This is a genomic window from Escherichia sp. 20412-1 (assembly GCF_003027595.1).
In the GTDB taxonomy this organism is placed as follows: domain Bacteria; phylum Pseudomonadota; class Gammaproteobacteria; order Enterobacterales; family Enterobacteriaceae; genus Escherichia; species Escherichia marmotae.
The window spans coordinates 34,921-48,574 of record NZ_PYQM01000002.1 but is presented as its reverse complement, the minus strand read 5'-3'; the positions used below and the strand labels follow the sequence as shown (position 1 = coordinate 48,574).

14 protein-coding genes are annotated in these 13,654 nt (G+C 52.6%); 2 read left to right on the top strand and 12 right to left on the bottom strand.

Annotation, left to right across the window (positions count from 1 at the left end; all coding sequences use genetic code 11):
* Positions 1–18: 18 nt before the first annotated feature.
* From deoD to deoC, 4 genes are all read right to left on the bottom strand, one after another.
* Positions 19–738 carry a purine-nucleoside phosphorylase gene (gene deoD / locus C7B16_RS01930; protein WP_000224873.1) on the bottom strand — a complete coding sequence of 240 codons (720 nt, stop codon included), beginning with the start codon at positions 736–738 and terminating at the stop codon, positions 19–21.
* 57 nt (positions 739–795) lie between these two features.
* Positions 796–2,019, bottom strand: a complete 1,224-nt coding sequence (deoB, locus tag C7B16_RS01925; RefSeq protein WP_107179302.1) for a phosphopentomutase — start codon at positions 2,017–2,019, stop codon at positions 796–798.
* Positions 2,020–2,070: 51 nt separating this feature from the next.
* The gene (deoA, locus tag C7B16_RS01920; RefSeq protein ID WP_107179301.1) at positions 2,071–3,393 is read right to left on the bottom strand and encodes a thymidine phosphorylase; all 1,323 of its coding nucleotides are present in this window, start codon (positions 3,391–3,393) and stop codon (positions 2,071–2,073) included.
* A 225-nt stretch (positions 3,394–3,618) separates the two neighbouring features.
* Positions 3,619–4,398 (bottom strand): deoxyribose-phosphate aldolase, encoded by a 780-nt coding sequence (gene deoC / locus C7B16_RS01915; protein WP_001295412.1) that lies wholly within the window; start codon positions 4,396–4,398, stop codon positions 3,619–3,621.
* Positions 4,399–4,655: 257 nt separating this feature from the next.
* On the opposite strand from deoC, the gene C7B16_RS01910 reads away from it, so the two are divergent.
* Positions 4,656–6,206, top strand: coding sequence for a YjjI family glycine radical enzyme (locus C7B16_RS01910; protein WP_105268056.1), 1,551 nt, complete (start codon positions 4,656–4,658; stop codon positions 6,204–6,206).
* Complete coding sequence (locus C7B16_RS01905; RefSeq protein ID WP_107179300.1) at positions 6,178–7,041, top strand: YjjW family glycine radical enzyme activase; 864 nt, start codon at positions 6,178–6,180, stop codon at positions 7,039–7,041. Before C7B16_RS01910 ends, C7B16_RS01905 begins: the two co-directional genes overlap by 29 nt.
* Before the next feature lie 100 nt (positions 7,042–7,141).
* Here the strand turns inward: C7B16_RS01905 and C7B16_RS01900 are convergent, their stop codons facing one another.
* From C7B16_RS01900 to holD, 8 genes are all read right to left on the bottom strand, one after another.
* On the bottom strand, positions 7,142–7,921 hold the full coding sequence (locus C7B16_RS01900; RefSeq protein ID WP_000563020.1) for a metal-dependent hydrolase: 780 nt from the start codon (positions 7,919–7,921) through the stop codon (positions 7,142–7,144).
* On the bottom strand, positions 7,918–8,991 hold the full coding sequence (locus C7B16_RS01895; protein WP_000531526.1) for a patatin-like phospholipase family protein: 1,074 nt from the start codon (positions 8,989–8,991) through the stop codon (positions 7,918–7,920). The genes C7B16_RS01900 and C7B16_RS01895 overlap by 4 nt, the downstream gene beginning before the upstream one ends.
* Positions 8,992–9,113: 122 nt before the next feature.
* A complete protein-coding gene (locus C7B16_RS01890; protein ID WP_000490275.1) occupies positions 9,114–9,275 on the bottom strand; it encodes a DUF1328 domain-containing protein in 162 nt (53 codons plus the stop codon).
* Between the two features lie 127 nt (positions 9,276–9,402).
* Positions 9,403–10,008, bottom strand: a complete 606-nt coding sequence (gene osmY, locus C7B16_RS01885; protein WP_000178899.1) for a molecular chaperone OsmY — start codon at positions 10,006–10,008, stop codon at positions 9,403–9,405.
* A gap of 401 nt (positions 10,009–10,409) precedes the next feature.
* Complete coding sequence (gene prfC, locus C7B16_RS01880; protein ID WP_000175960.1) at positions 10,410–11,999, bottom strand: peptide chain release factor 3; 1,590 nt, start codon at positions 11,997–11,999, stop codon at positions 10,410–10,412.
* Positions 12,000–12,089: 90 nt separating this feature from the next.
* On the bottom strand, positions 12,090–12,767 hold the full coding sequence (gene yjjG / locus C7B16_RS01875; protein ID WP_000870712.1) for a pyrimidine 5'-nucleotidase: 678 nt from the start codon (positions 12,765–12,767) through the stop codon (positions 12,090–12,092).
* A 14-nt stretch (positions 12,768–12,781) separates the two neighbouring features.
* Positions 12,782–13,228: a ribosomal protein S18-alanine N-acetyltransferase gene (gene rimI / locus C7B16_RS01870; RefSeq protein WP_001092453.1), complete on the bottom strand. Its 447-nt coding sequence runs from the start codon at positions 13,226–13,228 to the stop codon at positions 12,782–12,784.
* Entirely contained in the window at positions 13,197–13,610 is a 414-nt protein-coding gene (gene holD, locus C7B16_RS01865) for a DNA polymerase III subunit psi (RefSeq protein ID WP_000204034.1), read from the bottom strand. Before holD ends, rimI begins: the two co-directional genes overlap by 32 nt.
* Between the last annotated feature and the right edge of the window lie 44 nt (positions 13,611–13,654).

Here is a 13,654-nt window from a genome sequence, read left to right as displayed (position 1 = left end):
CTTTCAGGCGAAACACAATTACTCTTTATCGCCCAGAAGAACAGATTCCAGTGCGATTTTGATCATGTCGTTGAAGGTGGTCTGACGCTCTTCGGCAGTGGTCTGCTCGTGAGTGCGGATGTGGTCAGACACGGTGCAGATAGCCAGTGCTTTCGCACCAAATTCTGCAGCCACACCGTAGATACCAGCCGCTTCCATTTCCACGCCGAGGATGCCGTATTTTTCCATCACGTCGAACATTTCGCCGTCCGGAGAGTAGAACAGGTCAGCGGAGAACAGGTTACCAACACGTGCATCAACGCCCAGTGCTTTAGCTGCGTCTACTGCGTTACGCACCATGTCGAAATCAGCGATAGCTGCAAAATCATGGTCTTTAAAACGGATGCGGTTAACTTTGGAATCGGTGCAGGCACCCATACCGATAACTACATCACGCAGTTTTACGTGCGGCAGAACTGCACCACAGGAACCTACGCGGATAATTTTCTTCACGCCGAAATCGGTGATCAGTTCTTTGGTGTAGATGGAGCAGGACGGGATACCCATACCGTGTCCCATTACGGAAATTTTGCGGCCTTTGTAAGTACCGGTGAAGCCCAGCATGCCGCGAACGTTGTTCACTTCACGGACATCTTCAAGGAAATTTTCAGCAATATACTTCGCACGCAGTGGGTCGCCTGGCATCAAAACTACGTCAGCGAAATCGCCCATTTCTGCATTAATGTGTGGGGTAGCCATTATTTTATCCTTTTTGTGACAATATCAAGGGCGGAGCCGCTGCTCCGCCCAAATCCATCAGAACATGGCTTTGCCATATTCCATATCAGAAGTACCAAAATATTTTGCCAGAGTCTGACCGATATCTGCGAAGGTTTCGCGGTGCCCCAGCGAACCCGGTTTCACTTTCGGGCCGTAAACCAGTACCGGAATGTGTTCACGCGTGTGGTCAGTACCGGTCCAGGTCGGATCACAACCGTGGTCAGCAGTGAGAATCAGAATATCGTCATCGCGCAGCAAAGACATCAGCTCCGGCAGACGGCGGTCGAACAGTTCCAGACCCGCAGCATAACCGGCGACGTCGCGACGGTGGCCCCAGGAAGAGTCGAAGTCAACGAAGTTGGTGAAGACGATGGTGTTATCACCCGCGTCTTTCATCTCTTTGATGGTGGCGTCAAACAGCGCGTCCAGGCCGGTCGCTTTCACTTTTTTGGTGATACCGCAGTTGGCATAGATGTCTGCAATTTTACCGACCGAAACCACCTGGCCGTGTTTTTCATCAACCAGTTTTTGCAGCACGGTCGGTGCTGGCGGTTCAACTGCCAGGTCGTGGCGGTTGCCAGTACGCTGGAAGTTACCGGCTTTGTCACCGATAAACGGACGGGCAATAACGCGACCGATGTTGTAGCCGCCGTTGGTCAGCTCTTCACGGGCGATTTCGCACAGTTCGTAGAGTTTATCCAGACCAAACGTTTCTTCGTGGCAGGCAATCTGGAACACTGAGTCAGCGGAGGTATAGAAAATCGGCTTGCCGGTTTTCATGTGCTCTTCGCCCAGTTGATCCAGAATGACCGTACCAGAAGAGTGGCAGTTACCGAGGTAACCCGGCAGGTTAGCGCGTTCAACCAGTTTATCCAGCAGTTCTTGCGGGAAGCTGTTTTCGTGATCGGAGAAGTATCCCCACTCAAACAGAACCGGTACACCGGCGATTTCCCAGTGCCCCGACGGGGTATCTTTACCGGATGACATTTCGTGCGCCCATGCATACGCGCCAATAACTTCAGCGTTGCCGTCCATTCCTGCCGGAATGAAACCGGTAGAACCTTCGTGTGCTTTCGCCAGCCCCAGACGGGTCAGATTTGGCAGATTGAGCGGACCTTTACGACCGTGGTCAGCTTCGCCTTTGGCACAAGCTTCTGCGATATGACCCAGGGTGTCAGCCCCGACGTCACCAAAGCGTTCTGCATCTTCTGTAGCGCCGATGCCGAATGAGTCCAGCACCATAATAAATGCACGTTTCATATGTTCTCCGTACTCAGTGCTTCAAATTTAAATGATCAGATCAGTATACCGTTATTCACTGATACGACGATAGACAGTTGGAGTGCTTTCCGGGGCTTTATCGGCAAGTTTAATTGCCGCTTTCACCGCTTTCGCCGCTTCCTGCCAGGTGGTTTCGTCTTTCGCGTGGATCACCGCCAGTGGGCGCTGACCGTCAACCTGGTCGCCCAGACGCGCCATATCAGTAAAGCCGACGCTGTAATCAATGGTGTCAGATGCCTGACGGCGACCACCGCCCATCGAAACCACTGCCATCCCCAGCGCACGGGTATCCATTTCACTGACAAAACCTTCGGTATCAGCATAGACTGCTTTCGTCAGCATCGCTGTCGGCAGATACTTCGCGTAGTTCTCAACGAAGTCGGTCGGGCCTTTTTGTGCCGCTACCATACGTCCGAAGACTTCTGCCGCTTTACCGTTGTCCAGCACAGCCTGCAATTTCGCGCGCGCTTCGGCATCATCTTTCGCCAGTTTGCCGGAGGTAAGCATCTCCACGCACAGCGCCATTGTGACGTCAAACAGTCGCGGGTTACGGTATTCACCTGTCAGGAACTGTACCGCTTCACGCACTTCGACCGCGTTACCAGCGCTGGATGCCAGCACCTGGTTCATGTCGGTCAGCAGCGCGGTGGTGCGTACGCCTGCGCCATTTGCCACGCCAACAATCGCTTCGGCAAGGGCTTCAGAGAGTTCATAGGTCGGCATAAACGCGCCGCTACCCACTTTCACGTCCATCACCAGTGCGTCCAGACCTTCCGCCAGTTTCTTCGCCAGGATCGAGGCAGTGATCAGCGGGATTGAGTCAACAGTAGCGGTAATGTCGCGGGTCGCGTAGAAACGTTTATCCGCCGGAGCCAGTGAGCTGGTCTGGCCGATAATTGCTACGCCAACATCTTTAATGATTTCGCGGAAACGGTTGTCATCCGGGAAGATATCAAAGCCAAGGATTGACTCCAGTTTGTCGAGCGTGCCGCCAGTATGACCGAGGCCACGACCGGAGATCATCGGAATGTAGCCGCCGCAGGCAGCGACCATTGGCCCAAGCATCAGCGAAGTGACATCACCGACGCCACCGGTGGAGTGTTTATCAACAATCGGGCCATTCAGATGCAGGCTTTTCCAGTCGAGAACGGTTCCTGAATCTCGCATCGCCATGGTCAGCGAGACACGCTCCGGCATTGTCATATCGTGGAAGAAAATGGTCATCGCGAGGGCGGCAATCTGCCCTTCGGAGATAGTGTTGTCGCGAATGCCGTTGATAAAGAAACGAATTTCTTCATCGCTCAGCGCATGACCATCACGTTTTTTACGAATAATTTCTTGTGCGAGAAACAAGGTAACCTCCCGTGGAATAAGTTTGAAGGCGTTGTTGCCAGATGGCGGATGTTGTTATTGCCTGATGCTGGCAGCTTCTTATCAAGCCTGCATGGCACTCGCCCCGTAGGCCGGATAAGGCGTTCACGCCGCATCCGGCATCACTGCTGACAGCCTGATGCGACGCTGGCGCGTCTTATCAGGCCTACAGGGGCATCCGGCATCCACCCTCTGGCACAAGGCAGCTTAGTAGCTGCTGGCGCTCTTACCGTCGCCGTGCCCCAGCGCTTTCAGCAGGCTTGCCAGCAGGCTGGAAGCGCCAAAGCGATAGTGACGCGCATCTGCCCAGTCAGCACCGAACAGTTCATCGGCAATCGCGAGATATTTCTGCGCATCTTCCGCAGTACGCACGCCGCCCGCCGGTTTGAAACCAACGGTTTTCTCTACGCCCATATCACGGATCACTTCCATCATGATGCGCGCGCTTTCCGGCGTCGCGTTCACTGCCACTTTACCGGTAGAGGTTTTGATGAAGTCAGCACCCGCTTTAATGGAGATTTCAGACGCTTTGCGGATCAGCGCTTCGTCTTTCAGTTCACCGGTTTCGATGATCACTTTCAGCAGCACATTCGCCGCTGCGCAAGCCTCTTTACAGGCTTTCACCAGGTCAAAACCAACCTGCTCGTTACCCGCCATCAGCGCGCGGTACGGGAACACCACGTCAACTTCATCGGCACCGTAAGCAATTGCCGCACGGGTTTCTGCCAGTGCGATTTCGATGTCGTCGTTACCGTGTGGGAAGTTGGTTACCGTAGCAATACGGATTTCCGGGGTACCCTGCTCTTTCAGCGTTTTGCGAGCAATTGGGATAAAGCGAGGATAGATACAGATAGCGGCGGTATTGCCGACCGGAGTTTTGGCCTGATGACACAGGGCGATCACTTTCTCGTCGGTGTCGTCGTCATTCAGGGTAGTCAGGTCCATCAATTTCAGTGCACGCAGGCTGCTTGCTTTCAGATCAGTCATTTCATTCTCCTGGCTTGTCGCCAATAAAATTCACCTTGCGAGTTTGTTAGTATTCTAACATCGACTTCGCAACGCACTTCGATATACATCACAATTAAGAAAATCTACTTACAAATTTGCATTACGGTAATGCGATCTGGTTCAAATAATTCACTTTCAAATGAATGCGTCAGTGGCGGCAAACGCATCAGGATCAAAGTGAACATCACGAAACTTCTTACAATGGCGCATCACCTTCGGCATAAAAGGAAAAGAAGATGCCCACTTCTCATGAAATTGCACTGCAACAACGTTGCCAGCAAATTGTCACCAGCCCGGTACTTAGCCCGGAGCAGAAGCGCCATTTTCTGGCGCTGGAAGCAGAAAACAATCTGCCTTACCCGGAGCTGCCTGCCGAAGCCCGCCGTGCGCTGGATGAAGGTATAATCTGCGATATGTTTGAAGGTCATGCGCCGTACAAACCGCGCTATGTCTTACCCGATTACGCCCGTTTTCTGGCCAACGGTTCTGAATGGCTGGAGCTGGAAGGCGCCAAAGATCTTGATGATGCGCTCTCCCTGCTGACCATTCTTTATCACCATGTCCCGTCAGTCACATCGATGCCGGTCTACCTTGGGCAATTGGATGCGTTGTTGCAACCATATGTGAAAATTCTAACACAGGACGAGATTGATATTCGAATAAAACGTTTCTGGCGTTATCTCGACAGAACCCTGCCAGACGCCTTTATGCACGCCAATATCGGCCCGTTCGATTCCCCCATCACTCGTGCAATACTGCGCGCAGATGCCGAGTTGAAGCAGGTTTCACCGAATCTGACCTTTATCTACGATCCCGAAATCACTCCTGATGACCTGCTGCTGGAAGTGGCGAAGAACATCTGTGAATGTAGCAAACCGCACATCGCCAATGGTCCGGCACATGATAAAATTTTCACAAAAGGGGGCTACGGGATTGTGAGCTGCTACAACTCACTGCCGCTGGCCGGTGGTGGCAGCACGCTGGTGCGCCTTAACCTGAAGGCCATTGCTGAACGTAGTGAGTCGCTGGATGACTTTTTTACGCGCACTCTACCGCACTACTGCCAGCAGCAGATCGCCATCATCGATGCGCGGTGTGAATTCCTCTATCAACAATCACACTTCTTTGAGAATAGCTTCCTGGTGAAAGAAGGGTTGATTGATCCTGAACGTTTTGTGCCGATGTTTGGCATGTACGGGCTGGCAGAAGCGGTTAACTTGCTGTGCGAGAAAGAAGGGATTGCCGCGCGCTACGGTAAAGAAGCCGCCGCAAATGAAGTGGGTTATCGCATCAGCGCGCAACTGGCGGAGTTTGTCGCCAATACTCCCGTAAAATATGGCTGGCAAAAACGCGCCATGTTACACGCACAGTCGGGGATCAGTTCTGATGTTGGCACCACACCGGGGGCGCGCTTGCCGTATGGCGATGAGCCAGATCCGATCACCCATCTGCAAACCGTCGCTCCACATCATGCATATTACTACTCCGGGATCAGCGACATTCTGACGCTCGACGAAACCATCAAGCGTAATCCGCAGGCATTGGTGCAGCTTTGCCTCGGTGCCTTTAAAGCCGGAATGCGCGAATTTACTGCCAACGTCAGCGGTAACGATTTGGTTCGTGTTACCGGTTATATGGTGCGTTTGTCAGATTTAGAAAAATATCGCGCCGAAGGCTCACGTACCAACACCACATGGCTGGGCGAAGAAGCTGCACGTAACACTCGTATTCTGGAACGCCAACCGCGCGTGATAAGCCATGAACAGCAGATGCGCTTTAGTCAGTAAGATCATCCCCTTCTCCTGCGTTGACGGGCCAGGCAGTCGTCTGGCTCTGTTTTTACAGGGCTGTAATCTGCGCTGCAAAAATTGCCACAATCCGTGGACGATGGGGCGCTGTAATGATTGCGGGGAGTGCGTGCCGCAGTGTCCACATCAGGCGTTGCAGATTGTCGACAGCAAAGTGGTGTGGAGCGTTGCGGTCTGTGAGCAGTGCGATACCTGCCTGAAGATGTGCCCACAACACGCCACACCGATGGCACAATCGATGAATGTGGACGAAGTGCTTAGTCATATCCGCAAAGTGGTGCTGTTTATCGAAGGGATAACGGTGAGCGGCGGCGAAGCCACGACCCAGCTCCCGTTTGTGGTGGCACTGTTTACTGCCATCAAAAGCGATCCACAACTGCACCACCTTACCTGTCTGGTGGACAGCAACGGCATGTTGAGCGAAACCGGCTGGGAAAAATTACTCCCGGTGTGCGACGGCGCGATGCTCGATCTTAAAGCGTGGGATAGCGCCTGCCATCAACAGTTAACCGGACGCGATAATCAACAGATTAAGCACAGCATCTGTTTGCTTGCAGAGCGCGGTAAGCTGGCGGAACTGCGTTTGCTGGTAATCCCCAATCAGGTGGATTATTTGCAGCATATTGATGAATTGGCAGCGTTTATCAGGCAACTTGGTGACGTTCCTGTACGGCTGAACGCGTTTCATGCGCACGGTGTGTATGGAGAAGCGCAAAACTGGCCGAGCGCCACGCCGGAAGATGTTGAGCAGTTGGCTGGCGCGTTAAAGGAGCGTGAGGTGAGTCGATTGATATTTCCGGCGCTGTATTTGTGACATGCCGGTGGCACAGGCCAGTAGGCATGACAAGACGCGTCAGCGTCGCATCCGGCATTGTGCGCCAACTGCCAGATACGGCGTGAACGCCTTACCCGTCCTACGGCACGTTAAACATCGCATATGTGTTATTACGCAACGCTTCAGCAATCTCATCTTCTGCTTCCGGACGTAACTCGCACAGCACGGCAAACACCCGGGCGGCCTGTTCCGGGCGGTTGGGCTGCCCCTGAAAACCGTTGAGCGGCATATCCGGCGCGTCGGTTTCCAGTAACAACGACGCCAGTGGCAGTTTCGCTATTACATCGCGAGTTTTACTGGCGCGTGGATAAGTGATGGTGCCGCCTACACCGATTTTGTAGTTCAATTGTACAAACCGTTCGGCCTGTTGCAGGCTGCCGGAAAAACCGTGGACTACGCCAGTGCGTGGCAAATCGTGGCGTTTAAGGTGCATCGCCAGTTTGTCATGAGTACGGCGCGAATGGAGGATCACCGGCAGATCATAGCGTTTCGCCAGTTTCAGTTGTTCGTCGAGCAACCACTGTTGGTGATCGAATTGTGGATCATCGCCAAAGAGATCCAGACCGATCTCCCCCACTGCCACCACCTTTGCGGGACGTCTTTCCAGCGCCTGCTGTAACTGTTCCAGCGACTCATCGGTGTGTTGATCCAACATCCCTGGGTGTAGCCCTAACGCGGCGTACAGCGGTTGATAATTTTCCGCCAGCGCCAACACGCGGGCAAAGTTTGCCGCCTCGGTTGCCGGAACAATGATCTTGCCTACGCCCGCTTGTGCCGCGCGTTGCAGGCTGGACTCTTCATCGCCACGAAACGGCGGAAAATCAAAATGACAGTGGGTATCGATAAAACGGCAAATCAAGCCAGATCCTCATTATTAAATGTCGGGTCATTCGCCTGCGGAGCGTCACTCACCCCAGCAACCAGCGTATCGTTGGCGACTGGCGCAGGCGGAATGACGATCGATTCAGGCGTCGCCGCGGGCACCAGATGGCGGGTAAGCGGCGCTTTTTCGGTTAGCATTTTACCGACGGTTGCCAGAAAATAACGACCGCACAAACGCCCGAGTTTATAGTCATCGCGCAGCGCCGGAAGCCGACTTCCCAGGGCGATACTATGCAGCGGCTTCGGCGGATAAATTTCGAATATCCGCAGCTTGCCCGGTGGTTTTTCAATAAATTGCTGGATGTCACGATAACTGGTTTCATGGTGCTGCACCAAATTCACCAGCGGTTGCAGGCTACTGTCGCCCAGCCAGCGTTCCATGCGTTTAAACCACTGCGGTGTGTAATACATTTGCGACGGCACAGTGCGGATCACCACCAGCGTTTTCGCTCCTTGTCTTGCCGCTTCCTTAACCGGGATCGCATCGCTGACGCCACCATCAAAATAGTTAATTCCATCAAGTGAAACTCCGGTGCGATAAAAACCAGGAATCGCACTTGAGGCGCGAATCAAATCCAGCCAGTTTTGTTTGGTCGGCAAAAAGTAGTTCGGCGTGTAATCGTCCTGACGACAGGCACACATATAAAACGATTTGCCGCTCTCAAACAGCCGCGCGGCGGTATCCATCTGCAACGGCATCTGACTGGCCGTCGCCTCTATCAGCCAGTCCAGATCGATAAGATTTCCGCCACGCACAAAACGCACTGGATCGAAAAATTCGCGTTTTGTGGTATAGCGCATGATGACTTTGCGGGCGTAACCAGGCTGGTTACAAATATACGCCGAAAGGTTCTGCGCCCCGGCAGACGTGCCAAAATAAAGATCGAAAGGATTAAACTGCGCGCGCATAAACTCATCCAGCACGCCAGCCGTGAAGATTCCGCGTTGCCCACCGCCTTCGCACACCAGCGCAATACGCCCGGGCTGGAACGGCCTTAGCGACAACGGCGCAATATTACCAAGCGTTACAGGTATTCGCTGCCCCACCTCTGCCTTCCTTTTTTTTAATGTGAAAGACTGACAAAGTAACGCAATTTATTATTCGCTAAAACCGTAAAAGCCAGTCCGCTGGACTGGCTTTGTATAAAATTTTCTTAATGGTCTGAAATCTAGGGTCGTTTTCGGCCCATGAACAAACTCACCAGGAACAGAATAATCCCGACGACAAAGACAATTTTTGCTGCACCTGCAGCAGTACCGGCCAGACCACCAAACCCAAGTGCGGCGGCGATTAACGCGATAACCAGAAATATGATGCCCCAACGAAACATAAGCGTCTCCTTTACCATAGTTAATGTCACCGCTTGATATGAGCGTGCAAATCACTCAATGCGATATTTTTTAGTGTGGTGCACATCGCGCCTCCCGACAAAGTTCGGGAGGACGAATTACGACGAATTACTTAGTTTTCAGATCATTTTTAACGCTTTTCACACCATCTACCGCTTTAGCGATACTTTCAGCACGGTCGCTTTGTGCCTGGGAATCAACAGTACCGGAGAGCTGAACCACGCCGTCGGTGGTTTCAACTTTCACATGACGGGAAGGGACGATATCGTCTGCCAGCAGTTTGGCTTTGATTTCACTGGTGGTGGCGGTATCACCTGCGTAACCCTTCACAGAGCCTTCTTTAGCGTCGCGAACGTGCAGTTTGTCGCTGACAGAGGTCACACCCTCAACTCCTTTAGCCACTTTCACGGCCTCTTCAGCCTGTGCCTGGCTTTCAACAAATCCGCTCAGAGTCACGACTTTTTGATCGGTTTTAACAGAGATATCGGTGCTTTTGATGTTGTCATGATCCACCAGAGCCGCCTTCACTTTCGCAGTGATGGCGCTGTCATCCATGAAATTACCGACTTTATTCATAGAGCTATCGACTTTTTGCCCTGCGGTTTCGTTGGTGGTCTGCGCGTTGTTTTCCGCAAAAGCAGAGCCTGTCGCCACGGCAGAGGTCAACATTACGGCCAGCAGCGTTTTCGAAATCTTCAGTTTTGTCATAGTCATCGATGTATTCCTGTATGTTTGCTCATAATTTGAGCCTGGCAACACGAGGTTGCATTGCTGAAAGGGAGAGACTTCACCCTGTACAGAAGTCAATGGTCGCCATCACAAAAGCGATGAGTGATGAATAACGACCATCACAGCCTCTGGATCAGTTATTAATATCAATCGAATGACATTTAACGGTTTTAAATACTGATATCCACGAATTGAACGGTATTTAAAGCCGTCACAAATGTCATCACTTTGTTAAATATAGATCACAATTTTGAAACCGCTCGCCGCATCGGCTAAAAAACGCGCAAACATAAGCAAAAGCGAATGTTTTAAGAACATTCCGCAAGCGGCTAATAAGGAAGGGAAAGTGACAGGGCGCAGCGGTTGCCGCGCCCTTGAGGCAAGAATTAATGTTCGCGAGTCTGGTGGAACTGAACATCCGGGTAACGCTCTTGCGCTAAGCGCAAGTTCACCATGCTGGTAGCGATGTAAGCGAGGTTGTCGCCGCCATCAAGCGCCAGTTGGCTTTCGTTCTTACGCTTGAACTCTTCGAATTTCTTCGCGTCCGCACATTCTACCCAACGGGCGGTGGCAACGTTGACCGACTCGTACACGGCTTCAACGTTGTATTCGCTCTTCAGGCGCGATACCACCACATCAAACTGCAGCACACCAACCGCACCTACGATCAGGTCGTTGTTGGAGAGCGGACGGAACACCTGTACCGCGCCCTCTTCGGAAAGCTGTACCAGCCCTTTGAGCAGTTGTTTTTGCTTCAGCGGATCTTTCAGGCGGATACGGCGGAACAGTTCTGGTGCGAAGTTCGGAATACCGGTGAACTTCATCATCTCACCCTGGGTAAAGGTGTCGCCAATCTGAATAGTGCCGTGGTTGTGCAGACCAAGGATATCGCCCGGATAAGCTTCTTCAACGTGCGAACGGTCGCCCGCCATAAAGGTCAATGCGTCGGAAATCACCACGTCTTTCGCGGTACGCACCTGGCGCAGTTTCATGCCTTTTTCATATTTACCGGACACGACTCGCATAAACGCCACGCGGTCGCGGTGTTTCGGGTCCATGTTGGCCTGAATTTTAAATACGAAGCCGGTAAATTTGTCTTCGCTCGCCTCTACAGTGCGAGTATCTGTCTGACGCGACATCGGCGCAGGCGCCCACTCCACCAGCCCGTCCAGCATATGATCCACGCCGAAGTTACCCAGCGCAGTACCAAAAAATACCGGGGTGATTTCACCTGCAAGGAACAGCTCTTTGTCGAACTCGTTAGATGCGCCTTTCACCAATTCCAGTTCATCACGCAGTTGTTGCGCCAGATCTTCACCAACAGCAGCATCGAGATCCGGGTTGTTCAACCCTTTAACAATGCGCACTTCCTGAATGGTGTGACCTTTACCGCTCTGATAGAGATACGTTTCATCTTTATAAAGATGGTAAACGCCTTTAAACAGCTTGCCGCAGCCAATCGGCCAGGTGATCGGCGCACAACCGATTTTCAGCTCGTTTTCAACTTCATCGAGCAATTCCATCGGGTCGCGGATATCACGGTCAAGTTTGTTCATAAAGGTGAGGATCGGCGTATCGCGCAGACGGGTAACTTCCATCAGCTTGCGGGTACGATCTTCTACACCTTTTGCGGCGTCGATCACCATCAGGCAGCAGTCCACTGCAGTCAGTGTACGATAGGTATCTTCCGAGAAGTCTTCGTGCCCCGGGGTGTCGAGCAGGTTAACCAGGCAATCCTTATAAGGGAACTGCATCACAGAAGTGGTAATAGAGATACCACGCTGCTTTTCCATCTCCATCCAGTCCGACTTCGCGTGCTGGTTAGAGCCACGGCCTTTTACTGTACCGGCGGTCTGAATGGCCTGTCCGAACAGCAGCACCTTCTCGGTAATAGTAGTCTTACCTGCGTCCGGGTGAGAAATAATGGCAAAAGTGCGGCGCTTCGCCACCTCTTGCAAATAAGGAGACAACGTCATAATTCTTTCTTCTTGAGTAAGCGGCATCGCGCCGCGCTTGTTGAAAACGAAAAATTGCGGCTATTTTACCCATCAACGGGGGGGAGGCAATCAGTGTTTACACAGGAGTTGCTCCAGTTCATGCAACGATGAAACGGTCCAGGTGGGTGCGATACCTTCTGGTTGCTCACGGTTATGCGCATTCAGCCAGCAGGTCGCAAGCCCGGCATTGATACCACCGAGAATATCGGACTCAGCAGTATCACCGACCATCAGCACTCGTGAACGGTCAGGATTGCCCGCCTGTTCCAGGGCATAATCGAAAATTTTCTTATTCGGCTTGGCGACACCAACTTCTTCGGAAATCACTAGCAAATCGAAATAATCACGCAGGCCCGTGCGTTCCAGACGCACCTGCTGCAAGGCGCTAAAGCCGTTGGTGATGATGCCGATTTTGGCGTTGCCGCGAATGGCGTTAAGCAGGGAAACCGCGCCCGGCAGCGGCGTGCAGATTTCCGCCATCGCATTTATAAAGGCCTCGTTGAGTTTACCTGGCTCGACGTTCAGTCGTTCGGCCCAGCTTTCAAAACGCCCGTGCTGAAGCTGTAATGAAGTGATCGCGCCGTTTTGATAATCCACCCACAGTGGCTTGTTAACGGCCTGATAGTCCTGAAAATCTTCAGCGGTAAAGGTGACGCTGTAGTCAAGAAACATCCGCTGCAGGCCGGTGAACGAGTCAAAAGTAAACAGCGTTTCATCGGCATCAAAGAAAATCCAGTCCCACTTCATTATTCCACCTTGTCTTACATACTGATTGGCAACGCCATGATGATGGCGTCTTCGCGACCGTCCGTGGTGGGGTAGTAATTGCGGCGAATCGTCGCCTCGTTAAAACCTAAACTTTCATACAGGGCAATGGCGGCAGCGTTTGAGGCGCGGACCTCCAGCCATAGCGTTGCCACGCCGCGTTTTTCCAGTTCGTCGATCAGATGCTCCAGTAGCGCCCTTCCCAATCCCTGACGCTGATAGTCGGGATCGACAGCAATATTGAACAATGTAGCTTCATCCAGCACCACTTGCGTAATCGCAAACGCCGCCATTTTGCCGTTTTGCGTTAACTGAAAGTTGAGATAGCGTTCGCCCTGGTTGCTGGCAAAGGTTTTTTCGCTCCACGGAAAGGCGTGGGCGCGTTGTTCAATGTTAAAAGCCGCTGGTAAATCAGTCGTTTCGAGGGAAGAAATCGTGTTCATATGTGCAAATTTGTTGCCATAACGCGGCGCGTGCCGTTGGGTTTGCCCGTAATTCAGTGAGCGTCGGGGATGCTATCTGGGCACCTTCCAGTGACAGCGGTTCATCAGTGCCCAGCCGCCAACTGTTGCAGCGACTACCTTGCGGTAGCATCGCGATCCTTTCGGGCGTCAATTGCAGTACCTGCTCGGGGCTAACAGTTAATGCGCGCAAAACGTCACTCACCAGCGGATCGGTCAGGGCGGGAATATCGTTTGCCACCATCACCAGACGAACGTGTGCCGGGATCGCAATGGCTACCTCTCCCTGCAACGCGCCAGGGCGACGCAGCGACCACTGGGTAATGCCCAGTTGCTGTAACTGCCAGTCTCGTCGGGATGTCATAGCGAATCGCTCCTGTTGTCAGGGGCGCAAATATAGCAAATTCG